Raw genomic sequence first — 23226 nt, forward strand, 5'->3', positions numbered from 1 at the left:
ACGATGGCCACCCAGCGGTTCCAGCTGTACGACACGACCCTGCGCGACGGCACGCAGAAGAAGGGCCTCACCCTCACGGTCGACGAGAAACTCGCCGTCGCCCGCAGCCTGGACGGCCTCGGCGTCGGCTACCTGGAGGGCGGCTGGCCCGGCGCGGTGCCCCGTGACACCGAGTTCTTCCGCCGAGCGCGCACCGAACTCGACCTGCAACACGCCAGGTTGGCCGCGTTCGGGGCCACCCGGCGGCCAGGTGTGCTGGTCTCCGTCGACCCCCAGGTCCGGGCGCTGCTGGAGGCCGGCACCCCGGTGGTGACCCTCGTCGCCAAGGCCGACCGGCGGCATGTGGAGCGGGCGCTGCGCACCACCCTGGCCGAGAACCTCGCCATGATCGGCAGCACCGTACGGCACCTCGTGCACGCCGGGCGCCAGGTGTTCGTCGACGCCGAGCACTACTTCGAGGGGTACCGCACCGCGCCCGCGTACGCGCTGGAGACCGTCCGCGCCGCCGCCGAGGCCGGGGCGGACGCCGTGGTCCTCTGCGACACCAACGGCGGCACCCTGCCCGACGAGGTGCGCGCGACCGTCGCCGCCACCCTGGAGGCGACCGGGGTCCGGCTCGGCATCCACTGCCACGACGACTCCGGATGCGCCGTGGCCGCCACCCTCGCCGCCGTCGACGCCGGGGCGGTGCACGCGCAGGGCACCGCCCACGGCTACGGAGAACGCTGCGGCAACGCCGACCTGTTCTCCGTCGCCGCCAACCTCGTCCTCAAGCGGGGCATACCCTGCCTGCCGCCCGGCGCCCTCGCGGACATGTCCCGGATCGCCCGTGAGGTGGCGGTGATCACCCGCGTCCCGGAACGCTCCTCCGCCCCGTACGTCGGCGAGGACGCCTTCACGCACAAGGCCGGACTGCACGCCTCCGCGCTCCGTGTCGACCCCGGGCTCTACCAGCACACGGACCCCGCCGAGGTCGGCAACCGGATGCGGACCGTGGTGTCCGACCTGGGCGGGCGCTCCTCCGTCGCGCTGAAGGCCGCGGAGCTGGGCTACGCCCTGGAGGCCGGCTCCGAACCCGTCGCGCGGATCGCCGCCCGGGTCAAGGCGCTGGAGGCCGCCGGCCACAGCTTCGACACCGCCGACGCGTCCTTCGAGCTCCTGCTGCGCGAGGAGCTGTACGGCGACGCCGTCGAGACCCACTTCACCATCGACTCGTGGCGCGTCACCGTCCGCGGAGGCGGCCCCGCCGGGACCGAGGCCCGGGTGCGGCTCCGGGTCCGGGACGTGTCGCTGAGCGGTACGGGCCACGCCGGCGCCCCGCTGCACGCGCTGGACCGGGCGCTGCACGACGCCCTCGACCCGTTCTTCCCCGCCTTCCGCACCGTCGTCCTGTCCGGCGAACGGGAGCGCCCGCTCGGGCCCGACGGCGCGGGGGAGGCCTCCTGCCAGGTGCTGCTCACCCATCGCGCCGACGAGCGCGAGTGGGGCACCGTCGGCGTCGGCGGCAACGCCGTCGCGGCGGGGTGGCACGCGCTGCTCGACATGGCACGCCACGCCCTGCTGGACCGGCCGCGGCCCCGGGCCGCCGGCCGGCTCCTCGCGGTCCCGTCGGCGGAGAGGTGACCATGCGCGCAGCGGACCTGTACGTGCGGGCCACCGCCGTCCGGCTGCCCGGCACCCTCCGGGTGGCCGACGCCGTCGCGGCCGGCGACTGCCCGCCACGCATCGCCGACGCCGCGGGCATGGAGTCCGTGGCCGTCTCGGCGGACGAGTCCGCCGCCGAGATGGCCGTCGCGGCGGCCACGACCGCGCTGGCACGGGCCGGTTCCGGCCCCGGGGACATCGGCCTCCTGCTGCACGCCGACACCTACCACCAGGGCCAGGACCTGTGGCCCGTCGCCTCCTACATCCAGCGCGAGACGGTCGGCAACTGCTGCCAGGCCGTCGAGATCCGGCAGATGTCCAACGGCGGCCTCGCCGCCATGGACCTGGCCGCCGCCTACCTCCGGGCCGGCCACGGCACGGGGGACGCCCTGCTCACCTCCGCCGACCGGTTCTGCGCCCCCGGCATCGACCGCTGGCGCACCGATCCCGGAACGCCCTACGCGGACGGCGCCGCCGCCCTGGTCCTCTCCCGCCGGGGCGGCTTCGCCGCCGTGCGCGGGCTGGCCCTGCACGCGGACCCGGAGCTGGAGCCGCTGCACCGCGGGGACGAGCCGTTCGGACCCGCTCCCTTCAGCCACGGCATGCCCGTCGACTTCGCCCGGGCCAAGAGGGCGTTCGTCTCGCGGGTGGGGATGTCCGCCGTGATGGGCCGCGCCCACGAGGGGCAGCAGACCGCGGTGAAACGGGCGCTCTTCGAGGCGGGCCTCGACCTGGCCGACGCCGACTGGGTGGTCCTGCCGCACTTCGGGCGGCGCCGCCTGGAGTCCATCTACTACGGCCCGTTCGGCATCGACCCGGACCGCACCCCCTGGGAGTGGAGCCGCACGGTCGGCCACCTCGGGGCGGGCGACCAGTTCGCCGGGCTCGACCACCTCATGGTGTCCGGCCGGGCCTCCCCGGGCGACATCGTCGTCCTCGTCAGCGTCGGCGCCGGGTACAGCTGGGGGTGCGCGGTGCTGGAGATCCTCCGCCGCCCCGAGGGGTACGGCCCCCGCTGAACGGCCGCCGGGGCCGTTCCACCCCGGCTCGACCGGCACCCGAGTCGAATCGACTAGTTACCTGCTGTGAGCGCACCGTCGACGATCTACGAAGGGAAGGTCCCCCATGGGACCCAGGACTTCCGCCCAGGCACCGGGCGACACGGTCCGCGTCACCGAGCACTCCGTCACCGTGGCAGCGCCGCCCGACACGGTGCACCGCCTCGTGGCCGACGTGTCCGGCTGGCCCGAGCTGTTCGGCCCGACCGTACACGTCGACGTGCTCGCGGACGCGCCCCCGGAGGGCGGCGAGCAGCGGCTGCACCTGTGGGCCACCGCCCACGGGGCCGTCCGCAACTGGACGTCCGTGCGCACCCTGGACCCGGTGGCCCGCACGGTGGAGTTCCGCCAGCTGGTGCCCGCGCCGCCGGTGGCGTCGATGGGCGGCACCTGGCGGGTCGAGCCGCTCGACGACGGCCGGAGCCGGGTCGTCCTGCTCCACGACTTCCGGGCGGTCGCCGACGACCCGGAGGCGGAGCGCCTCATCACCGCGGCCGTGGACCGCAACAGCGCCGCTGAGCTCGACGCCCTCAAGCGCGCCGCGGAACAGGGCTCCCTCCGGGAGGAGTTGCGGTTCTCCTTCCACGACACGCACACCGTCCGCGCCGAGGCCGACGAGGTGTACGCCTTCCTGGAGCGGGCCGACCGCTGGCCCGAGCGGCTGCCGCACGTCGCCCGCCTCGATCTGGGGGAGGAGGCCGCGTCCGACCCGGCCGCCGAGGGCGCGCGGACCGCCGCGACCGTCCAGCGGATGGAGATGGCCACGCTCGCCCCGGACGGTTCGGAGCACATCACGGAGTCCGTGCGCCTGTGCTTCCCCGGCCGGCGCACCATCGTCTACAAACAGCTGCGCACCCCTCCGGCGCTGGCCTGCCACACCGGCCGCTGGACCGTCGAGCCGGCCGCGGACGGCACCGTCGCGGTCACCTCCGCCCACACCGTCGTCCTGGACCCGGAGGGTGTGCGGGCCCTGCTCGGCCCGGACGCCACACCGGCCGACGCCCGGGCACGGGTCCGCGAGGCGCTCGGGGCCAACAGCACCACCACCCTGCGGCACGCCGGGCGGTTTGCGGAGCGCCGTGGACAATCGTGACCCGGCCGCCGCTCTGACCATCGTCAACCGGCTCACCGTCCGGGGCGACCACACCGCCTTCGAAGCGGCGTGCGACGTGCACGCCGAATTCCTCGCCTCCCGGCCGCACTTCGGGTACCTGGTGGTGCTGCGCACCGCCGCCCAGCCGCGGGTCTACACGCAGTTCGCGCACTGGGAGCGGCTGGACGGGTTCCTCGACACCGTACGCGAGCCCGCGTTCCGGGCCCATGTCGAGCGCATCGGGCCGCTGGTCGAGGCCAGTGCCGACCAGGTGAACAGCGTCTTCCGCACCCTGCGGCACACCGCCGCGGAGGGCGGTCTGAACGTTCTGCTCACCTGGGCGCGGCTGATGTCCGAGGACGACCGGTACGCCTTCGAGGCCAGATTCGCCGCGCTGAGCGAACACAGCGCGAAGGAGGAGGAGTTCGGCGGCTCCGACCTGCTGTGCTCCTCGGTCAACCCGCTCAACTACGTCGGGCTCCAGTGGTGGCGCGAGGCCGAGGACTGCGACCGGGCCCTGTCCGACCCGGAGTACCGGCGGCTCCGCCGGTCGCTCGCGTGCCTGGCCACGCTCGACGGCGAACGGGTCGTGCACGTCCGCTACCGCGAACCACCCCGGACGGCCCCCGAAGGCTGAGGCGGCGCCCACCCCGGGGTGCTCCGCCCCCACCCGTCCCGCGTGCGAGGTCCGTTCGAGCCGCCCGGCGCAAGCTGGTGTCCGTACCGGCGGAGCGGCGGAGAGGGCACCATGGACGGCGACGGGAACCGGACGTTCACCGAGGTCTTCGCGCACCGGGCCCGTACCCACCCGGAGCGGGACGCCCTCCTCGTGCTCCCCGACGGGCCCGGGGGCGCCGGGGAGCGGCGGTACACCTACGGCGCCCTCGACGCGGCGGCCCGGGCGCTGGCGCCCGTGGTGCGCGGCCACACCCGGCCGGGCGGGCGGGTCCTGGTGGCCCACAGCGACCGGATGCTCTTCGCCACGAGCCTGCTGGCCTGTCTGTTCGCCGGAGCGGTGCCGGTGCCGGTGGTGCCCCCGGGCGGCAGCAGGCACCACGACGCCCGGCTGTCCGGCATCGCCCGGGACGCGGCGGTCGACTGCGCCCTCACCTCCCGCGCCCTGGCCCCCGCGCTCTCGCAGGTGCTCGCGCGCACCGGCCACCAGGACGTCGTCTGCGTCCCGGCCGACGCCGCCCCCGCCGGCGGCCCGGACGCCGGCCCGGCCGAGGTGCCACCCGGCACGGCGGCCGGCCCCGACAGCGTGGCCGTCCTCCAGTACACCTCCGGCTCCACGCGCGCCCCGCGCGGAGTGCCCGTCAGCCATCGCGCGCTGCTCGCCCACCTCCGCGCCCTGTCGGCGGCCCTCGACATCCGGGAGGGCGAACGGGTCGGCGGCTGGCTCCCGTTCCACCACGACATGGGCCTCATCGGCCTGCTGATCCACCCGCTGTGGCAGGGCGCCACGTCCGTGCTGCTCTCCCCGCAGTCCTTCGCGCGCCGCCCGCTGCGCTGGCTGGAAGCGGTGTCCGACCACGGCATCGTCGTCAGCGCCGCTCCCGACTCGGCGTACGCGCGCTGTGCGCGGGAGGACGAGGCCCTGCCGGCGGGCCGCCTCGACCTGTCCCACTGGCGTACGGCGGTGAGCGGCGGCGAGTCCGTCCGCGCCTCCACGGTCCGGGACTTCACCGCGCGCTTCGCCCCCGCCGGGCTGCGCCCCGGCGCGCTCACCCCCTGCTACGGACTGGCCGAGGCGACCCTGCTGGTGACCGGAGCCGCACGCACCGGGCGGCCCCGGCTGCGGACCTTCGCCGACGACGGGCACCCGGGCGGCGGACGGTCGCTGGTCTCGTGCGGCCCGCCGGCCCCCGGCACCGAGGTGCTCATCGTCGACCCGGCCGGGCGCACACCGCTCGACGAGGGCGTCACCGGCGAGATCTGGGTGCGCGGCCCCGGTACGGCCGAGGGGTACTGGCGCCGCCCGGCGGAGAGCGAGGAGCTGTTCCGGGCCCGTACGGCCCGGGGCGAGGGCGGCTTCCTGCGGACCGGCGACCTCGGTGCGATGGTGGACGGCGAGCTGTACGTCACCGGCCGTTCCAAGGACCTCGTCGTCCTGGCGGGCAACGCCTTCCACCCGGAGGACCTGGAGGAGTCGGTACGCCGGACCAGCACGGTCCTCGGCCCCGGCATCGCCTTCGGTGTGCACGGCGAACGCGAACACCTGGTGGTGGTGCAGGAGTTGCGCGCGCGCACCCGCTACGGCACGGACCTGCCGGCCCTCACCGAGGTGATCCAGGACTCCCTGGTGGCGGAACACGGGGTGCGCGCGGACGGTGTGCTGATCGTGCGGCCCGGCACGGTGCGGCACACCACCAGCGGAAAGGTGGAACGGGCCGCCATGCGCGGGCTGTTCCTCGGCGGATCCCTCGTGCCGCTGCACGCCAGCCTGGTGCCGGAGGTCCGGCTCCTCGTGGCCGGCCGGAGCCGCCGGTGAGGGGCGGCCGCCTCCCGCCGGGCGCGGCCGGACTCAGGGGATCCAGCCGGCGTTCCTCGCGACCCGGACGGCGTCGACGCGGTTGCGGGCGCTGAGCTTGCCCACGATGGCCGTCAGGTAGTTGCTCACCGTGCCCTTCGACAGGTACAGGCACCCGGCGATCTCCGCGGTGTCCGCGCCGCGGGCCGCGAGCCGCAGCACCTGGAGCTCGCGGGGGGAGAGCGGATTGTCCACGAAGTCCCACGCCGACATCGCCAGATGCGGGTCCATGACGCGCTGCCCGGACGCCACCAGGCGTACCGCCTTGGCGAGTTCCTCCGGCTCGGAGTCCTTGAGCAGGAAGCCGCCCACCTGGGTGCTCAGCGCTCGGCGCAGGGTGCCCGGCCGCCCCATGCCGGTCAGGATGAGCGTGCGGCAGGTGGGCACCCGCTTGTGCAACTCGGCCGTGGCCGTCAGGCCGTCGGTGCCCGGCAGGTCGATGTCGATGACCGCCACGTCCGGCTTCTTCTCCAGCGCGGTCGGCACGATGGCGTCGCCCCGGTCCACGGCCGCGACGACCCGCAGATCGGGTTCCAGGTGGAGCAGTGCGACGAGAGCCCCCCGCACCATGTGGACATCCTCCGCCAGCAGGATTTTGAGGGTGAGCATCCCCTTGCCTTCCCTTCCTGACCCCCTCGTGCCGTTCCGGGGCCCCTACGCCGCCGACCGTACCGGGGCACGGACCTCCAGTTCGAAGAGCCCGTTCTCACGGACGACAGCCTTCAGCCTGCCGCCCACCGCAACGCACCGTTCGTGAAGGTTGTCCAGTCCGTTCCCCCGCCGCTCCCCGCCGAGCGGCGACCCCCCGCCCTCCTGCTCACGTCCGTCCCCGTGGACTCCGTCGTTCACCACGGACAGCAGAATGGTTTCCCCGTCACGGGTTGCCGTTATCGTACAGTGACGCACTGCGCTGTGCCGCAGCATATTGGTGACCCCTTCCCGCACCACGGTGGCGAGGAAGGTGTCGATCTCCGGGGGCAGCGGGCCGCAGGCGACATCGACTTCGCTCCGTACGCCGGAGGCGCGCAGCACCGAGACCGCGGAGCGGGCCTCGGCGGTGAGGGAGAGCGCGCGGTAGCTGCTGGCGACCAGCCGCACGTCGGAGAGGGCCTGGCGGGCCACGTCCACGAGTTCACGGGTCTCCTCGCGCGCCCGTTCCGGCTGGGTCAGGCCGATGCGGTGGGCCAGCGTTCCCTTGAGGACGATCGCGGAGAGGCTGTAGCCCAGCAGGTCGTGCAGGTCCCGGGCGAAGCGCAGCCGCTCCTGCCCGACGGCCATGCGGGCCAGTTCGTCACGCGTGGCGTGCAGTTCGCTCACCAGCTCGGTCAGGCGCGCCAGCCCGTAGATGACGAGCCCGGACAGCAGGGCGGAGACCGTGTAGTAGGAGGCCGCGTCCGGGGTGGCGCCGGCGGCGAGCGCGTGCAGCGGGGTGACGATCAGCACCACGCCGAACAGCGACCAGCCGAAGCGGGACGGGAGCAGCACGAGGAACGAGGCGCCCAACGGGCCCTCCATGCTGCCCCAGTTGAGGCCGAACCAGAGGAGTGGCAGATAGGTGAGCAGGGTCTGTGCCAGCAGGGCGGCGGTCTTCCGGCGCAGCGTCCAGAGCTGGGCCCGGGGGGCGGACACGAGCATCTGCACGGTGAACACGGCCAGCACGCAGGCGACGCAGACCAGCAGCCGGGTGACTCCGGGGCGGGTCCCCACCAGGTTCAGCACGGTCACTCCGCCGTAGCAGAGCAGGGCCACGATGGTGATCGTACGGGCCAGTTGGGGCGCCGGTATGTCCTGACTTCGGCGAGGGCCGGGGCTCTCCCGCGACCCGGCCGCCGGGGCGTCGCCCCCGGCCCCGGGGCCTTCCGCTGCGGCCGACTGTCTGCCCCTCGATGATGTCATGACGAAGTCATATCCCATGTCCCGTTCATCGGGCACGCGCAGGCCGACGGCACGGGGCCCCGGCCGGCCGGGGCCCCGCGGGTCACACGAAGAGCGGCACCGGATTGAGCTCCTCGACGGTGGGCTTCCGCGCGACCCGTCCCAGCTCGACGGGGACGTCGAAGAGCCGGCCCGGCGCGAACCGCGCCCAGAAGTGCCGCATGCCCGGCACGACGACCTTCACCACCGGCAGCCCGATGTCCGGCCGGGTCTGGTCCAGCACCAGCGTCTCCAGACCGCGCGCCGCGAGCAGGCGCTCCACCGTCCGCACCTCCTCCCGGAGGTCATCGTGGGCGACGACGTCCCAGGCCGCGGCGGTGCGAGCCCGTTCGGCCGGGTCCGGGGCCAGGTACGGCTGCTCGGCGAGCGTCGCGCCGGTCCACCACGCGCACAGGTCCGCGTCGCCTTCCGCGCAGGCCCGCAGCCCCGCGGCGGTGTCCGGCGGCAGCAGCTGGCCCAGCTCGGTGACCGCCCTGCGCACCGCGACCCGGGGGTCGGTGTGCGCGCCGAAGCCGAGGGCGAGCCCCTCGCCCAGCTCGTCCGCCGGACGCCCGGTTCTGCGGGAGACCGCCGCGACCACCGGTACGCCCAGGTCGGCGGTGAGGTCCAGCGCCCACACCTCGCGCCCCGAACGGGCGTACGCCGCACGGGCGTCGGCGAGCCACGGCTCGTCGAAGGCGTCGAGGTCGACGCCCGGCTGCCGCGTGCGGTGGTACCACCACAGGGCCACCGCGTCCCGTTCGACCACCTCCAGCAGACCCTGCAGCACGGCGTCCTCCAGGCTGCTGCCGGCCGCGTTCCCGTTGGAGTCCGCCCACGGCGCGCGGGTCCGCCCGTCGGGACCGGGCCCGAAGTACAGCATCGAGGTCGGCAGATAGCGCGTGCGACGCGAGCCGAGCGACCACAGCGGCGTCCACTCCGCGACCGAGCGCGGGTCGAAGGGCGGCGGCACCAGCTGGAAGGGGGCGCCCGCGTGCCGTGCGTTCCAGGCCTCACGCTCCCGGAACTGCCGGTCGGCGTACAGCTGGGACGCGTTGGGGTGCAGCGCCGCGTCGCCCAGCCCGCGCAGGGTCTCCCGTACCACGGCCTCGTCGCCCTGCCGGGTCGCCGAGTAGCGCTCCACCGCCTCGCACAGCGCCCCCAGCCGTGCTTCCTCCGGCGTGGTGCCCTTGCCCCCGCTGTGACTGCGCAGCCCGGCCCGCACGTTCGCCAGGTCGTGCCCGGCGAGGGCGAGGTTGCGCCCGGACACGTAGTGGTGCAGCCCGTCCGGTGTGCCCGGCGCCTCGCGCACCTCGGCGACGACGCCGGTGACCGGCCCGACGAGCCCCCGGTGACGGGCCCACACGACGGCCGGGGCGACGGCCCGGTGACCGCCCCCCTCCGCGCGGCACCTGGGGCGGGACTCCAGCACCACCGGCCGCAGCGCACGGGCGGCGACCAGCCCCGGGACGCCGCACCCGGGGCACTGCGGCCTGCGGGTCACCGGGTGCAGGCCGGTGGCCAGGGTGCGGGTGTCCAGGCGCCACACCGCCGGGCTCGTGCGCAGCCCGGCCGCCCATTTCGCGGCCTCCACCGCGGCGGTGTGGAATCCGATCGCCCGTGTCGCGGGAAGTGCGGACGGCGGCAGCGGTATCCCGCCGGGCAGTCGCAGCGCCCGCCGCACGGGCTCCTGGGAGGTGCGGTGGCCGCGCAGCCGGTGGGCCAGGCAGTGCCAGCACGGCCGGTCCGCCTCGGCGGGCGCGAACACCGGGCCCACCCAGACCTCGCCGCCCGCCACCCTGACCGGCAGCCAGGGGAGCCCCGTCCGCGCGTGCCGTTCCGACGCGTCGGTGAGGCCCGGGTCCAGGTAGTCCCCGCACACGACCAGGGTGATGTCCGCGTCCCCGGGGGAGTCGCAGAGACCGGTGCCCGCCTGCAGGCAGGCCGCCCGGGCCGCGTCGGCGTCGGCCCGGCCGGCCGCCTCCACGTACACCCGGGCGGCGGTCACCCGGGCCGCGGCGACCGGTCCGTCGAGCCCCGCCGCGTCCCAGTAGGCGTGCGCCTCGGCCGGTGGGACGGCCGGGTCGCGCAAGCCGACGAGCCCCGCCTCACCCAGCTCGGCCAGCGCCTCACCCGCCTCGACGGGGTCCATGCGGTCGGCCGCCGAGGCCAGCAGCTCCGGCAGCGAGCGGCTGCCGTCCAGGAGCGGCGCCAGGACCTGCGCGGCGGTGCCGTGCAGCACAGTGGTGCCGCCCTCCGAGAGAAGATAGACGGCCTCGCCGGGCACGGCCTCGACACGCAGGTGCCGCTTGAAGCCGACCCGGGCCGCCTCCGGCCGGGGCCGGTCCGGGGACGTCTCCCGGGCTGCGGGCGGCACGCTCACTCCTGCGGCCGGCCCGAGAAGCACCGCCAGGTCGGGCGCACGACACCGGCCGTGGTCTCGTCGAGTCTCTCTATCCATGCCGCACCCGCTCCGGCCGCCGGGCCGCCTCCCGCGGCGCGACCCCGTTCCAGCCCGGCCATGGCGATCGACAGCGCGCGTTCGTGGTTCGGGGAATCAACACTCATGCTGGGGTCTTCTCCTCCCGTCCGACGACGCGGTGAAGGGAGCAGCCCCCACCGCCTTGTGGCCGAATTCTGTGGCACCGGGGCGGAGCCCACCTAGTGTCGTTTTCATCAGTTGCACATGACATATTCACCATCCCGGGCGTGAGCGGCTCACTGGGCCCGCGACATCCGTGCTGGAAGAGTCGATCCGGTCCCGGTGCGACCCACGCCCGGCGAAAGGGGACTCCTCGCCATGGATATTCGGGTACTTGGACCACTCACCGCTCAGGAACAGGGCGTCTCGGTCGTGCCGACCGCCGCCAAGCCGCGTCAGATACTCGCTCTGCTCGCTCTGCAGTCCGACCGTGTCGTCACCGTGCCCACCCTGATGGAAGAGATCTGGGGCGAGGGCATTCCGCGCAGCGCCGCCACCACCCTGCAGACCTATGTGCTGCAACTGCGCAGGAAGATCGCCGCCGCCCTCGTGGACGATCCCGCCAGGGAGCCCAAGAGCGTCCTCGTCACCCGGCACGGCGGCTATCTGCTCCAGGTCCAGCCCGGCCAGGTCGACGTGCAGGAGTTCGAGGAACTCATCGTCGGGGGCCGGGCCGCGCACCAGGCCGAGGACCACCGCACCGCGTCCGACCTCCTGGGCCGCGCCCTGGCCCTGTGGCAGGGGCCCGCCCTGGTGGACGTCCGCGTCGGTACCGTACTGGAGCTGGAGGTGCTGCGCCTGGAGGGCGAGCGCATGGCCGCCCTGGAGATGCGGCTGGAGTCCGACCTGGCCCTCGGACGCCATCTGGAGGTCGTGCCCGAACTGCGGGTCCTCATGGCCAGGCATCCCATGCACGAGAACTTCTGCGCCCAGCTGATGATCGCACTGCACCGCTCGGGTGCCGCCTGGCGCGCGCTGGAGGCCTACCAGAAGCTGCGGGACACCCTGGTGGAGGAGCTGGGCCTGGAGCCCTCGCCCCGGCTGCGCCGGCTGCACCAGAGCGTGCTGAGCGCCGACCCCGCGCTGGACGCGGGCGTCCCGGTCGGCCGCTGACCCCGGCCGCCGCCGGTCCACGTGGGCTTGAGTGTCCGTCGAGGTCGCCGTCGTTCCATGACGCCACCGCAGGGCCACACCCGAACGAGACGGGCCACGAGCGCACCGTCACCGGCGGCGCCCGGCAGGACGGACCCCGGACCGGCCCCTGGCGCACCACCGACCACGACGGAGGGATCGATACGTGTCCGGCACTGTTTCACCCGCCCCGTGCCACCGCCCCCGGCCGCGCAGGCCGCGACAGACGATGAGAGGTCACCGCGATGCGTAGGGCCGTCATCACCGGACTCGGGGTCGTCGCTCCCGGCGGAATCGGGGTGAAGAGCTACTGGAGCCTGCTCACCGCAGGCCGCTCCGCCACCCGGACCATCACCGCCTACGATCCCACCCCGTTCCGCTCCCGGACCGCGGCCGAGTGCGACTTCGACCCCGTCGCGGCCGGGCTCCGCCCGCAGGAGATCCGCCGGCTCGACCGCGCGGCGCAGTTCGCGGTCGTCTCGGCCCGCGAGGCCATGGCCGACAGCGGGCTCGACACGGGCGCTCTGGACCCCGGCCGGATCGCCACCGTTCTCGGCAGCGCCGTCGGCTGCACCACCTCCCTGGAGCGGGAGTACGTCGTCGCCAGCGACGGCGGCCGCTCCTGGAACCTCGACCACTCCTACGTCATCCCCGAGCTGTACGGACACTTCGTCCCCAGCTCCATGGCCGCCGAGGTCGGCCGCGACGCGGGCGCCGAGGGCCCCGCCGCGGTGGTCTCCACCGGGTGCACCTCCGGCCTCGACGCACTGGGCCACGCCGCCGAGCTGATCTGCGAGGGTTCGGCCGACGTGGTGGTCGCGGGCGCCACCGAAGCACCCCTGTCGCCCATCACCTCGGCCTGCTTCGACGCCATCCAGGCCACCTCCCCGCGCAACGACACCCCGGAGAGCGCCTGCCGGCCCTTCGACCGCACCCGCAGCGGACTCGTCCTCGGCGAGGGCGCGGCCGTCGTCATCCTGGAGGAGCTGGAGGCCGCCCGGGCCCGGGGAGCCCATGTCTACGCCGAGATCGCCGGCTTCGCCTCCCGCGCCAACGCCTTCCACATGACCGGGCTCAAGCCCGAGGGCGTCGAGATGGCCGCCGCGATCGACGCGGCGCTCGCCGAGGCCCGACTCGCCCCCGACGCCCTCGACTACGTCAACGCCCACGGGTCCGGCACCAAGATGAACGACCGCCACGAGACCGGCGCGTTCAAACGGAGCCTGGGCGCCCACGCCTACGAGGTGCCGGTCAGCTCCATCAAGTCCATGATCGGCCATTCGCTCGGCGCCATCGGCTCCCTGGAGATCGTCGCCTGCGCCCTCGCGATGGAGCACGGGGTGCTGCCGCCGACCGCCAACCTGCACGAGCCCGATCCCGAACTCGACCTGGACTACATCCCCCTGACCGCCCGTGAACAGCGCACCGACGCGGTGCTGAGCGTCGGAAGCGGCTTCGGCGGCTTCCAGAGCGCCATGGTGCTCGCCCGGCCCGAGAGGGGACGCCCATGACACCGACCACCGCCGCTCCGGCCGAGCCGCGCACCGCTGTCGTCACCGGGCTCGGCATCGTCGCCCCCAACGGCCTGGGCACGGAGGCGTTCTGGCGGGCCACCCTGGCCGGGGAGTCCGGGCTGGGCCCCGTCACCCGCTTCGACGCCTCCCGCTATCCGGCCACCGTGGCGGGCGAGATCCGTGACTACGACGACGAGAGTCTCATCCCCAGCAGACTCCTTCCGCAGACCGACCGGATGACCCGGCTGGCCCTCACCGCCGCCGACTGGGCGCTGCGCGACTCCGGACTGGACACGGACCGGCTCTCCGAGTACGGCGTCGGCGTCGTCACGGCCGCCTCCGGCGGAGCCGTCGAGTTCGGCCAGCGGGAGCTCCAGCAGCTGTGGGGCCGAGGCAAGGAATACGTCAGCGCCTACCAGTCCTTCGCGTGGTTCTACGCCGTCAACACCGGCCAGATATCCATCCAGCAAGGCCTGCGCGGCCCCAGCAGTGTGCTCCTCACCGAGCAGACGGGCGGCATCGACGCGCTGGGCCAGGCCCGCCGCCACATCCGCAAGGGCACTCCCGCCATGGTGTCCGGCGGCGTCGACGCGATGCTCTGCCCCTGGGGCTGGCTTCCCCAGCTGGCCACCGGCCTGATGAGCACCGAGGCGGATCCGGCCCGCGCCTACCTGCCGTTCTCGGCCGACGCCCGGGGCCACACCCCGGGGGAGGGCGGCGCCATCCTCCTCGTCGAGGACGCGGTCCACGCCCGCGACCGCGGGGCCACACCGTACGGGCGGATCGCCGGTTACGCCGCCACGCTCGACCCCGCTCCCGGCTCCGGCCGCCCTCCGGGGCTGCGCCGGGCCCTCGAAGAGGCGCTGCGCGACGCCCGGCTCACCCCGGCCGACGTGGACGTCGTCCTCGCCGACGCCGCGGGCTCGCCCGAAGCGGACCGAGCCGAGGCCGAGGCGCTGAACGCGGTGTTCGGACATCGCGGGGTGCCCGTGACCGCGCCCAAGACACTCACCGGGCGGCTCCTCGCGGGCGGGGCGGCCCTGGACGTCGCCACCGCGCTGCTGTCGCTGCGCGACGGGGTGATCCCCCCGACCGCCGCCACCGTACGGCCCGACCCCGCCCTCGGCCTCGACCTCGTGACCGGGAGCCCCCGGGAGACCGGACCCCGCACCGCCCTGGTGCTGGCCCGGGGCCACGGCGGCTTCAACGCGGCCCTCGTGGTGCGACGCGACACCTGAACCGGCCCCGCCTCCCGGCTCTCCCGCTCCTGAACCGGCCCCGCCTCCCCGACTCTTCCGATTCTGTCCGGCCCCGCCTCCCGACTCTCCCGATCCTGTCCCGCCCCGTCCGATCCCCCGAAAGGTAGGCCCAGCCATGACCGCCAAGACCGGCCCGGTGACCCTGACCGATCTCACCCGCATGCTGCGCGAGAGCGCCGGCGAGGAGGAGGGGGTCGACCTGGAGGGGGGCATTCTCGACACCCCCTTCATCGACCTCGGCTACGACTCGCTGGCGCTGCTCCAGGTCATCGGCCTGGTCCAGCGCGAGTACGGGGTCAGCGTTCCCGACGGCGCCGTCGCCGACGCGGAGACGCCCCGGGCCCTGCTCGACGTGATCAACACCAGCCCGGCGGTTCCCGCGGCCTGAGAGGCCGACCGACCTCGTCCGCCCCGCGGCAGACCCTTCGCGCCCGGGGCGGACCCCCGCCGACCGTCGTATGCCAGGAGGCCCCATGCTCCCCGCAACCGCTCGGGACCACAGCTACCGGACGACCCGCAGGCCCCGGCCCGTGGCGCTCCTCCTGCCGGGCCAGGGCGCCCAGCACCCCGGCATGGCGGCCGGGCTCTACCGGCACGACCCGGAGTTCACCGCCGCCGTCGACGAGGTGCTCGAACACTTCGGTGCGGAGGGCGCGCGCATCCGGGCCGACTGGACCGGGGAGGGCCCGCCGTCGGTGCCCCTCGACGACGTCCGCCGCGCGCAGCCGCTGCTGTTCGCCGTCGACTACGGCCTGGCCCGGATGGTGCTGGGCTGGGGCGTCCGCCCCACCGCCCTGCTCGGCCACAGCGCCGGCGAACTCGTCGCGGCGGCTCTCGCCGGTGTCGTCCCGCTGCCCGAGGCCGTCGCGATGGTACGGGAGCGGGTCCGCGCCGCGGTGCGGATTCCGGCGGGCGGCATGCTCGCCGTGGGACTCGCCGCCGACCGGCTCGCGCCGTACGTCACCGATGACGTCGCCGTCGCCGCCGTCAACGCCAACCAGCAGACCATGCTGGCCGGTTCGAAGGCCCCGCTCGCGGCCGTGCTGGAGCGGCTGCGGCACGACGGCCACGCCGTCATGGTCGTGCCCGCGACCAGCCCCTTCCACTCCCCGGCGATGGAGCCGGCCGCGAAGGAGGTCGAGGCCGCCTACCGTTCGATGGCGTTCCGTCCGCCCGACCTCGCCCTCTACTCCGGCTACACCGGCTCCCTCATGACCCCCGAGGAGGCGTGCAGTCCGCGCTTCTGGGCCCGGCAGATCACGGACACCGTCCACTTCGCGGACGCGCTCGAATCGCTGCTCGCCGTCGAGGACATGCTCCTGCTGGAGGCCGGGCCGCGTCAGACGCTCACGGCTTTCGCCCGCCGCCACCGCGCGGTGCGGCACGGCGCCAGCATCGCGGTGCCCCTGCTGCCCGCCCGGCCCGGCACCCCGGACCGGGACCGGGCAGCCGTCCGCGCGGCGGCGGACGCCCTGGCGGAGGAGGGGCACGAGCTGGCGTGGGCCGCGGTGGGAACCCGGGCCGTACCGAGCCCGGTGGCCGATCGTGGGCGGGGCGTCGGCCACACCCCTCGGGGGTCGTCTTGACCACATGGCCGCGGACGCCACGGGCCGGGGCCCCGGCCTCGTACGACGCACCCCACCTGCGGATCGCCCGATCGGTGGTGGCGGACCCCGGGACCGGTGGCGCGGCCCGGTTCCACCGCTGGCTCGCCGCGCAGAGGGAGCACGCCGACATGCGGGTCCGGCAGGTCCCGCTGGAGGACCTCGCCGGCTGGCGCACCGACCCCGCCACCGGGAACCTCGTCCACGAGACGGGCCGCTTCTACTCCGTCGAGGGCCTCGACGCGCACCTGCCCGGCGCGCCGGTCGAACGGTGGCAGCAGCCGATCATCAACCAGCCGGAGGTGGGCATCCTGGGCATCCTGGTCAAGGAGTTCGACGGTGTCCTCCACTGCCTGATGCAGGCGAAGATCGAGCCGGGCAACCACAACGGTCTCCAGCTGTCGCCCACCGTCCAGGCCACACGCAGCAACTACACCCGGGTGCACCGGGGGGCCGAGGTACCCTACCTGCGTCACTTCCGCGACACCTCGCGTCACCGGGTGCTCGCCGACGTACGCCAGTCCGAACAGGGCGCCTGGTTCTTCCGCAAACGCAACCGCAACATGGTGGTCCAGGCGACCGAGGACATCGAGACGCGCCCGGGGTTCATCTGGTTGACGCTCCGTCAGCTGCACGAGCTGCTCAGGCTCGACGACCTGGTGAACATGGACGCCCGCTCGGTCCTGGCCTGCCTGCCCTTCACCGGGCCCGGTCTGCCGCACGTCCTGGGCGCGCCCGGGGACGACTTCACGGCCGCGCTCGTCCGCTCCTGCGACGGGCGCGCCGACGCCCCCGAGGAGCTGGCCGGCGTACTGCACTGGATCACCGAGGCCCGTACCCGCCGCGAGGCGGCCGCCGAACGGGTCCCGCTCCGGGCGCTGGCCGCCTGGCGCAGGGAGGACGGCCGGATCGCGCACGAGAGCGGCCGGTTCTTCCGGGTCTCGGGGGTCGACGTCACCGCCGTCGGCCGCGAGGTCGGCGCCTGGGCCCAGCCCATGATCGAACCCCGTGGCCAGGGCGTGATCGCCTTCCTCGCCCGCAGGATCGACGGCGTCCTGCACCTGCTCGTCCACGCCGCCACGGAACCGGGGTACGTGGACGTCGTCGAGCTGGCCCCGACCGTGCAGTGCACCCCGGACAGCCTCGCCGCGCTGCCGGCCGGGGCCCGCCCGCCCCACCTGGACGCGGTGCTGAACGCGGACCCCGAGCGGATTCGCTTCGACGCGGTGCACTCCGAGGAGGGCGGCCGCTTCTACCACGCCCGCAACCGCTATCTGATCGTGGAGACCGACGAGGACCACGGAGCGGCCGGCCCGGACCACCGCTGGCTCACGGTCTCCCAGCTGGTCGCCCTGGTACGGCACAGCCACTACGTGAACGTGCAGGCGCGCTGCCTGCTCGCCTGCCTCCACGGCCTGACCGCCCGGCCCGGCCCCGTACAGCCTTCCGCAGCCCTGTCGTAAGGAGAGCACCATGGCCCAGCAGGACATGCCACAGCCCCAGGTCACCTTCGTGAACCGGTTCACGGTCTCCGGGAGCCCCCAGGAGTTCGAGGACGCCTTCGCACGCGTCGCGGCCTTCATGAAGGAGCAGCCGGGCATCATCGGCTACACCTTGTCCCAGGACGTGAAGGACCCTCAGCGGTACGTGAACATCGCCCGCTGGGAGCACGCCGGGGCGCTGCGCGCGGCCGTCGGCCACCCCGACTTCCAGAGCCACGTCGAGGAGCTGCGGCGGCTCGCGCGGAGCGAGTCCGGTCTGTACGCGGAACGGCACCGCTATCTCGACCGCACCGGGTGAGCCGCTGAGCCCGGTCGCGGTCGGTCAGCCGAGGGTGAGGGGCAGGGCGGACAGGCCGCGGGTGAGGCGCGTCCGGCGCCAGGTCAAGGATTCCACGGGGACGGCCGGGCGGGTGTTCGGGAACCGGGTCACCAGGGTGCGGAGGAAGATCTCCGCCTCGGCCCGGGCCAGCGGGGCGCCCGGGCAGCGGTGGATGCCGTGGCCGAAGGCGAGGTGGCCGCCGGCGTCGCGGTCGAGGTCGAGGCGGTGCGGGTCGGGGAAGACCGCGGGGTCCCGGTTCGCGGCGCCGGGCGCGATGAGCACCGGGAAGCCCGCCGGGATGTCGGCCTCTCCGACGCTCAGGTCCTCCGTGCTGTGACGGAAGGTGGCCACGCTCACCGGGGAGTCGAAGCGGAGCAGTTCGTCGAGGGAGCCGGGGATCAGGTCCGGGTCCCGGCACAGCCGGGCGAAGGCCTCCGGGTGCCGCAGCAGGGCCAGGACGGCGTTGCCGATGAAGTGGGTGGTGGTCTCGTGCCCGGCGACCAGGAGGAGGGCGGCCAGCGAGATGGTCTCGTCCCGGTCGAGCCGGCCCTCGTCGCAGTCGCCCAGGAAGGAGAGGAGCGCGCCGTCGCCGGAGCCGGCGCGGGCCGTGTCGACGAGGTGGGTCAGGTACGCACCGATCCGGTGCGACGCGGCGTCGACACGGTCGGAGTCGGTCGCGTCGAAGAGCTGGTGGGACCAGCGGGCGAGCTCGTGCCGGTCGGACTCCGGCACCCCCAGCAGCTCGCAGACGACGGTGACCGGCAGGGGCACCGCCAGCTCCGCCACCAGGTCGACCTCCGTGCCCGGTCGCCACGTGGCGACGAGGTCCTCGACGACCCGGGTGATGTACGGGCGCAGCTCCCGGACGCGTCCGGTGGTGAACAGCGGCGTCGCCACCCGCCTCTGGCGGGTGTGCGCGGGAGGATCGCTCGCCAGCATGTTGCGGGAGATCGCCGGGTGCAGATCGCGGTCCGAGGGACGGCCGGCGTAGAACCGGGCCGTGTCCTTGGACAGGCGCGGGTCGGTGAACGCCTCGCGGGCCTCGGCATGACCGGTGATCAGGTAGGCGTGGTGGCCACCGGAGCCGGTGGGGACCCGCCGCACCGGGCAGCCTTCGCGCAGCCGGTCGTAGGTGGGGTAGGGGTCGGCGAAGAAGCGGGGGTCGCGCAGGGGGTCCTGCCGGGGGGCGGTCACCGGGCCGCGCCCGCGTTCGAGGGTGCCGGGCGCCGCGCGCCGGCGGCCGCCACGAGCAGCAGCCACGCGGTCTCCGCCCGGAGGTCGCCCTCGCGGGTGGCGGTGCCGGCGGCGGGCGGGGCCTCCTCGCCTTCGGGGGTGGCTCCGGCGTGCTTGGCGGCGACCGCCGCGGCGATGACCGCTGCCTCCACCTCGGCGTCCCCCTCGGGGGTGCCGGCCGTGCCGCGGCGGGCGGCCTCGGCGGCCGCGGCGTCGCGCACCGACCCGGAGCGGTACCGGCGCAGGGCCAGGACGCAGTCGCTGATCTCGATGACCCGGCGGTGCAGGTGGAAGTCGAGGTCATGGGTGTCGGCTCCGGTGCTCCCCGGGTCGAGCACGACCTCGGGGACCGCTGCGGTGACCTCGCGCCACAGTGGTTCCAGCGCGGTGAACGAGTTCCGTTCCCAGCGCCGCCGCCGCAGTTGGCTGAGAGGCCACAGGAGGGCGGGGAGGGCGAGGCCGACGGTGATGAGGAGCACGGCGACGGCGGGCGCGGTCACGCTGAACGCGCAGCGGAAGGGCGTCAGCGGCGAAGAGCACCGGGCGTGGTCCGGGACGAGCCCGAGACCGAGGCCGATGGAGACCAGGGCGAAGAGCTTGTACGCGGCGTAGAGGAGGGCGAAGCCACAGCCGGCCGAGGTCGTGCGCAGGCCCCAGCGCTGACTGCGGCGGGTCGAGCGCTTGGACTGCGCCCAGGTCTGCAGCAGGAAGTCCTTGGCCGCGTACCCCAGGAAGGAGATGTAGATGAGCACGTAGCACGCGTACAACACCGGGTTTCGGCCGGTGAGTTGTTCGGCGAAGAAGAAGACGGTCATGCCGGCGACCGCGAGCGCGAGCGTGATGACGCGCAGCCGGATCTGCCGGTGGGCCCGTTCGCGATCCAGATTGAGCTGGAAGAGGAAGGCGAGGACCGAGGTGGCCGCCGTCAGGGTGAAGGTGTTGCTGAGGAGGCGGGCGACGTGGGGGACCAGCGATTCGACCGCGCGCTCCACGGCGGGGGCGTAGGAGGCGAAGGCGAGGGCGAACGAGGTCAGCAGGGACGCTATCGCCCAGGTGCCCGTCGGACGGTGCCCGCCGCGCCCGCGCACCCAGTAGGCGGCGAAGCACAGCAGCACGACGGCCGTGCCCGTGAAGAGGATGTTGATCATTTCGGGTGGCGCTTCTTCCTGTGCGGCTCGGCGAACAGCGCGTCCCAGCTCTCGGCGCCGCTGGCGGGCCGGGCCGGCGGATCCTCGCGGCCCCGGTACATGAGCTGCCGGATCACGCTGGCCATCACCTCGGCCTCGCGTTCGTCCTCGCTGGTGTAGCTGGTTCTGCCGGACAGGCGCTGGACGAGGGTGGGGGAGAAGCCGATCGCGCGGAGGGTGTCCGGCTCCAGCTCCAGGCTGCCCGGGTGGTCGCAGATGATGTGGCTGATCTCGTGGGCGAGGATGTGGTTCTGGTGGAGGGGGGAGGTGGCCTCCTCGTAGAACAACAGGTCGGCGTCCGGCGTCTCCAGGCGGATTCCGCACGGAGCGTCCGCGGCGCCCAGGGTGCTCAGCGGGCGCAGGAGGATGGGGCGTCCGCGTTGTCCGGCCACGGCGTCGCGGAGGTCGCGGGTGGTGAAGCGGTGCGGGAGCCGAAGCGCCTCGACGCGTGCCTCACACGCGGCGCGAAGCTGCTCGAGGTCCATGTCCTCACTCTGATGACGCCGGTCGGAGGGGCAGGCGGCCGGGTACGGACTGCTCCCCGGAAGCCTGTTGCGTGCGCCCTCATATTGGCATGTTCGCGCCTCCGCTGTGCGGGCGGGGCGAGGGCCGGTCGACCGCCGCCCGCCGCTCGCCGCGCGGCTCAGTCGTCGAGGTTGAGGTCCTGCGGGCCGTCGTCGGTGGCGAGCCCTTCGAGCTTCCGGGCCTGTTCGATCACGGTGGACAGCATCTTGAGGCTGTCGACGCTCAGGCCGTTGGCGCGCAGGGCCACCTTGCGGACGCCCTGGTCGCGCATGGCCGCGAGGAGGCCGATCTCCGCCCTGGTGCGTTCGGCCGCCGCACTGTCGACGAAGTAGCCCGCCGGTACGCCGAAGAAGTCGGCCAGGGCCTTGATGGTGTGCCGCGTCGGGTTCCGCTTGGCGCCGGTGCGCAGCTGCTGGATGGCGCTCGCCGTCACGCCGCGCCCCTCCCCGGTCGCGGTCCTGCGGATCTCCTCGGCGACCTCCGCGTAGGTGTAGGGCCCCCGGGAAGGCGGGTGCACCTCGCGGAAGAGATGGTCCAGGAGCTCGGCGAAGGTGGGCGACTCGTCATCCTCCATGTACACAACCTCCTTGGCGTGATGCCGAGTCTTCGCCCACCACGGTGTTTCCCGAAGCCCGTCGAGCCGACGTCGGCGACGCTTTGGTTGACGCCGCACAGACACTCTGGTGTACGTTATCAACCCCCAGCCGCCACTGGAGTGTCGAGGGGGCGGCGGCACAGGCCGGGGCGGTGACGAGCTTCACGGGGGTGAGCTCAGCCGACGGCCCGGAGTGCTCCGGCCGTACCGGACGGGTTCGCCCGTCCGGTACGCGAAAAAGGAGCGGGCCCGCCGCCGTCCCGTCCACCGGATGACGCGATCGGCCGGGGGCGGGCCGCGAGCCGTGAACCCTTCCTTCCAGGCCGCTTCCCCCTTCCTCGCGATGCAGGAAAAGGACAGAGCCCGCTCCACGGAATTCGGCCGTGACATCTTCCTGTCACGCCGATGGCTGCGCCGCTGAAGCTGCTGCGACAGTGATATGGGCTGGAGCGGACGTTTCTCCCCTCGATCCGGCACGCAGAGGCGATGGGGAGATTCGATGGTGGCTATGAAGGCACTGACGGCGCTGAGCGGGAACTCGATGCCCGCCCGCCTGCGCAGGGCGGCTCTGGTCCGTCGGCTCACCATCGACCACCCGGGCCTCGAAGCGCGCCTGCGCGACGGCCTCGACGCGGTGGAGAAGCAACTGGTCATCGAGGCCGAGAGCGCCGTGGACCCGCGGATCGCCGATGTGACCCGCCACCTCGCGGCGGCCGGCGGCAAGCGGCTGCGCCCCCTGCTGGTACTCATCGGGGCCGAGTTCGGTGACCCCTGGAGGGACGGGCTCACCCAGGCCGCGGTCGTGGTGGAGCTGGTCCACATCTCGTCCCTCTACCATGACGACGTCATGGACAACGCCGCGACCAGGCACGGGACATCGAGCGCGAACGCCCGCTGGGGCGAGAGACTCGCCGTGCTGGCGGGCGACCTGCTGCTGGCGAAGGCCGCCCGGATCGCCGCCGAGCTCGGCCGGGAGGCCGCCGACCTGAACGCCGAGGTCGCGGGACAGCTCGTCGAGGGGCAACTGTGCGAACTCGTCGGGCCGGGCCCGGGCGAGGAGGCCATCAGCCACTACCTCCGAGTGGTGGCCGGCAAGACCGCGGCGCTGCTCGCCATGTCCCTGCGGATCGGCGCCCAGCAGGCGGGCGCGCCCGAGCCGGTCGTGGAGGCCCTGGGGAGGTACGCCGAACAGCTGGGCTTCGCCTTCCAGATAGCCGACGACCTGCTCGACATCAAGGCTCCGACCGCGGAGATGGGCAAGGAGCAGGGCAAGGACCTCACGGCCGGCGTCGCCAGCCTGCCGGTCCTCCTCGCGCTCGCCGACCGCACGCCGCGCGGCGCCGAACTGCGCGAACTCCTCGCCCACGGGCCGGTGGGACCCGCCGGACAGCGCCGGGCCCTCGCCCTCTTCCGCCGTTCCTCGGCGCTCGCCCAGGCGGAGGCCATGATGCACGAGCGGCTGGACCGGGCCCGCAGGGCGCTGGGGGCCCTTCCGCCCGGCCCGGGGGTCCGGACACTGGGCGCGCTCTGCGACTTCGTGGCCGACCGGACCGCCTGACCAGCGGCCTCATCCGTACCCGGTCCGTACGAGCGACGCTCCTGGCCGGTGCCGCCGGGTCGCCCCGCCCGCCCCGTA

At 74.2% G+C, this 23226-nt stretch carries 21 protein-coding genes; 13 read left to right on the forward strand and 8 right to left on the reverse strand.

What is annotated here, in order from left to right:
* The first annotated feature begins 3 nt into the window (after window positions 1-3).
* From cimA to PSQ21_RS28555, 5 genes are all read left to right on the forward strand, one after another.
* The gene (cimA, locus tag PSQ21_RS28535) at window positions 4-1623 is read left to right on the forward strand and encodes a citramalate synthase (RefSeq protein WP_274034148.1); all 1620 of its coding nucleotides are present in this window, start codon (window positions 4-6) and stop codon (window positions 1621-1623) included.
* A 2-nt stretch (window positions 1624-1625) separates the two neighbouring features.
* The gene (locus tag PSQ21_RS28540) at window positions 1626-2663 is read left to right on the forward strand and encodes a ketoacyl-ACP synthase III family protein (RefSeq protein ID WP_274034149.1); all 1038 of its coding nucleotides are present in this window, start codon (window positions 1626-1628) and stop codon (window positions 2661-2663) included.
* Window positions 2664-2769: 106 nt separating this feature from the next.
* On the forward strand, window positions 2770-3795 hold the full coding sequence (locus tag PSQ21_RS28545) for an aromatase/cyclase (RefSeq protein ID WP_274034150.1): 1026 nt from the start codon (window positions 2770-2772) through the stop codon (window positions 3793-3795).
* Window positions 3782-4432 (forward strand): antibiotic biosynthesis monooxygenase, encoded by a 651-nt coding sequence (locus PSQ21_RS28550; RefSeq protein ID WP_274034151.1) that lies wholly within the window; start codon window positions 3782-3784, stop codon window positions 4430-4432. The genes PSQ21_RS28545 and PSQ21_RS28550 overlap by 14 nt, the downstream gene beginning before the upstream one ends.
* Before the next feature lie 111 nt (window positions 4433-4543).
* Window positions 4544-6286, forward strand: coding sequence for a fatty acyl-AMP ligase (locus tag PSQ21_RS28555; protein ID WP_274034152.1), 1743 nt, complete (start codon window positions 4544-4546; stop codon window positions 6284-6286).
* A 33-nt stretch (window positions 6287-6319) separates the two neighbouring features.
* Here PSQ21_RS28555 and PSQ21_RS28560 read toward each other — a convergent pair whose 3' ends face one another.
* From PSQ21_RS28560 to PSQ21_RS28575, 4 genes are all read right to left on the reverse strand, one after another.
* Window positions 6320-6934 (reverse strand): response regulator transcription factor, encoded by a 615-nt coding sequence (locus PSQ21_RS28560; RefSeq protein ID WP_274034153.1) that lies wholly within the window; start codon window positions 6932-6934, stop codon window positions 6320-6322.
* 45 nt (window positions 6935-6979) lie between these two features.
* Window positions 6980-8221 (reverse strand): sensor histidine kinase, encoded by a 1242-nt coding sequence (locus PSQ21_RS28565; protein WP_274034154.1) that lies wholly within the window; start codon window positions 8219-8221, stop codon window positions 6980-6982.
* Window positions 8222-8303: 82 nt separating this feature from the next.
* Window positions 8304-10616: a TOMM precursor leader peptide-binding protein gene (locus tag PSQ21_RS28570; protein ID WP_274034155.1), complete on the reverse strand. Its 2313-nt coding sequence runs from the start codon at window positions 10614-10616 to the stop codon at window positions 8304-8306.
* A gap of 2 nt (window positions 10617-10618) precedes the next feature.
* Window positions 10619-10807, reverse strand: coding sequence for a hypothetical protein (locus PSQ21_RS28575; protein WP_274034156.1), 189 nt, complete (start codon window positions 10805-10807; stop codon window positions 10619-10621).
* 232 nt (window positions 10808-11039) lie between these two features.
* Here PSQ21_RS28575 and PSQ21_RS28580 point away from each other — a divergent pair, with 232 nt between their 5' ends.
* From PSQ21_RS28580 to PSQ21_RS28610, 7 genes are all read left to right on the forward strand, one after another.
* Window positions 11040-11834: an AfsR/SARP family transcriptional regulator gene (locus tag PSQ21_RS28580; protein WP_274034157.1), complete on the forward strand. Its 795-nt coding sequence runs from the start codon at window positions 11040-11042 to the stop codon at window positions 11832-11834.
* 263 nt (window positions 11835-12097) lie between these two features.
* A complete protein-coding gene (locus PSQ21_RS28585; RefSeq protein WP_274034158.1) occupies window positions 12098-13363 on the forward strand; it encodes a beta-ketoacyl-[acyl-carrier-protein] synthase family protein in 1266 nt (421 codons plus the stop codon).
* Window positions 13360-14604, forward strand: coding sequence for a ketosynthase chain-length factor (locus tag PSQ21_RS28590; protein ID WP_274034160.1), 1245 nt, complete (start codon window positions 13360-13362; stop codon window positions 14602-14604). The genes PSQ21_RS28585 and PSQ21_RS28590 overlap by 4 nt, the downstream gene beginning before the upstream one ends.
* Before the next feature lie 136 nt (window positions 14605-14740).
* On the forward strand, window positions 14741-15013 hold the full coding sequence (locus tag PSQ21_RS28595; RefSeq protein WP_097869479.1) for an acyl carrier protein: 273 nt from the start codon (window positions 14741-14743) through the stop codon (window positions 15011-15013).
* An 85-nt stretch (window positions 15014-15098) separates the two neighbouring features.
* A complete protein-coding gene (locus PSQ21_RS28600) occupies window positions 15099-16211 on the forward strand; it encodes an acyltransferase domain-containing protein (protein WP_274034161.1) in 1113 nt (370 codons plus the stop codon).
* Window positions 16208-17692, forward strand: a complete 1485-nt coding sequence (locus tag PSQ21_RS28605) for an NDP-hexose 2,3-dehydratase family protein (protein ID WP_274034162.1) — start codon at window positions 16208-16210, stop codon at window positions 17690-17692. The genes PSQ21_RS28600 and PSQ21_RS28605 overlap by 4 nt, the downstream gene beginning before the upstream one ends.
* A 10-nt stretch (window positions 17693-17702) precedes the next feature.
* Window positions 17703-18029 (forward strand): antibiotic biosynthesis monooxygenase family protein, encoded by a 327-nt coding sequence (locus PSQ21_RS28610; protein WP_274034163.1) that lies wholly within the window; start codon window positions 17703-17705, stop codon window positions 18027-18029.
* 24 nt (window positions 18030-18053) lie between these two features.
* Here the strand turns inward: PSQ21_RS28610 and PSQ21_RS28615 are convergent, their stop codons facing one another.
* The 4 genes from PSQ21_RS28615 to PSQ21_RS28630 form a co-directional block, all read right to left on the reverse strand.
* Complete coding sequence (locus PSQ21_RS28615; RefSeq protein ID WP_274035991.1) at window positions 18054-19244, reverse strand: cytochrome P450 family protein; 1191 nt, start codon at window positions 19242-19244, stop codon at window positions 18054-18056.
* Window positions 19241-20431 (reverse strand): MAB_1171c family putative transporter, encoded by a 1191-nt coding sequence (locus tag PSQ21_RS28620; RefSeq protein ID WP_274034164.1) that lies wholly within the window; start codon window positions 20429-20431, stop codon window positions 19241-19243. Before PSQ21_RS28620 ends, PSQ21_RS28615 begins: the two co-directional genes overlap by 4 nt.
* Entirely contained in the window at window positions 20428-20955 is a 528-nt protein-coding gene (locus PSQ21_RS28625; protein WP_274034165.1) for a regulator component, read from the reverse strand. Before PSQ21_RS28625 ends, PSQ21_RS28620 begins: the two co-directional genes overlap by 4 nt.
* A gap of 158 nt (window positions 20956-21113) precedes the next feature.
* Window positions 21114-21569, reverse strand: a complete 456-nt coding sequence (locus tag PSQ21_RS28630) for a helix-turn-helix domain-containing protein (protein ID WP_274034166.1) — start codon at window positions 21567-21569, stop codon at window positions 21114-21116.
* Between the two features lie 529 nt (window positions 21570-22098).
* On the opposite strand from PSQ21_RS28630, the gene PSQ21_RS28635 reads away from it, so the two are divergent.
* Window positions 22099-23148, forward strand: a complete 1050-nt coding sequence (locus PSQ21_RS28635) for a polyprenyl synthetase family protein (RefSeq protein WP_274034167.1) — start codon at window positions 22099-22101, stop codon at window positions 23146-23148.
* Window positions 23149-23226: the final 78 nt, after the last annotated feature.

Origin of the sequence: Streptomyces sp. MMBL 11-1 (assembly GCF_028622875.1) — a bacterium.
Classification (GTDB): domain Bacteria; phylum Actinomycetota; class Actinomycetes; order Streptomycetales; family Streptomycetaceae; genus Streptomyces.

Excerpts from the sequence above, each read along its gene's own strand:
- PSQ21_RS28545 (WP_274034150.1), top strand. The coding sequence starts at position 2,770 with ATGGGACCCAGGACTTCCGCCCAGGCACCGGGCGACACGGTCCGCGTC.
- PSQ21_RS28555 (WP_274034152.1), top strand. The coding sequence starts at position 4,544 with ATGGACGGCGACGGGAACCGGACGTTCACCGAGGTCTTCGCGCACCGG.
- PSQ21_RS28560 (WP_274034153.1), bottom strand. The coding sequence starts at position 6,934 with ATGCTCACCCTCAAAATCCTGCTGGCGGAGGATGTCCACATGGTGCGG.
- PSQ21_RS28585 (WP_274034158.1), top strand. The coding sequence starts at position 12,098 with ATGCGTAGGGCCGTCATCACCGGACTCGGGGTCGTCGCTCCCGGCGGA.
- PSQ21_RS28630 (WP_274034166.1), bottom strand. The coding sequence starts at position 21,569 with ATGGAGGATGACGAGTCGCCCACCTTCGCCGAGCTCCTGGACCATCTC.
- PSQ21_RS28575 (WP_274034156.1), bottom strand. The coding sequence starts at position 10,807 with ATGAGTGTTGATTCCCCGAACCACGAACGCGCGCTGTCGATCGCCATG.
- PSQ21_RS28620 (WP_274034164.1), bottom strand. The coding sequence starts at position 20,431 with ATGATCAACATCCTCTTCACGGGCACGGCCGTCGTGCTGCTGTGCTTC.
- PSQ21_RS28625 (WP_274034165.1), bottom strand. The coding sequence starts at position 20,955 with ATGGACCTCGAGCAGCTTCGCGCCGCGTGTGAGGCACGCGTCGAGGCG.
- PSQ21_RS28595 (WP_097869479.1), top strand. The coding sequence starts at position 14,741 with ATGACCGCCAAGACCGGCCCGGTGACCCTGACCGATCTCACCCGCATG.
- PSQ21_RS28565 (WP_274034154.1), bottom strand. The coding sequence starts at position 8,221 with ATGACATCATCGAGGGGCAGACAGTCGGCCGCAGCGGAAGGCCCCGGG.
- PSQ21_RS28600 (WP_274034161.1), top strand. The coding sequence starts at position 15,099 with ATGCTCCCCGCAACCGCTCGGGACCACAGCTACCGGACGACCCGCAGG.
- PSQ21_RS28590 (WP_274034160.1), top strand. The coding sequence starts at position 13,360 with ATGACACCGACCACCGCCGCTCCGGCCGAGCCGCGCACCGCTGTCGTC.
- cimA (WP_274034148.1), top strand. The coding sequence starts at position 4 with ATGGCCACCCAGCGGTTCCAGCTGTACGACACGACCCTGCGCGACGGC.
- PSQ21_RS28540 (WP_274034149.1), top strand. The coding sequence starts at position 1,626 with ATGCGCGCAGCGGACCTGTACGTGCGGGCCACCGCCGTCCGGCTGCCC.
- PSQ21_RS28610 (WP_274034163.1), top strand. The coding sequence starts at position 17,703 with ATGGCCCAGCAGGACATGCCACAGCCCCAGGTCACCTTCGTGAACCGG.
- PSQ21_RS28635 (WP_274034167.1), top strand. The coding sequence starts at position 22,099 with ATGAAGGCACTGACGGCGCTGAGCGGGAACTCGATGCCCGCCCGCCTG.
- PSQ21_RS28580 (WP_274034157.1), top strand. The coding sequence starts at position 11,040 with ATGGATATTCGGGTACTTGGACCACTCACCGCTCAGGAACAGGGCGTC.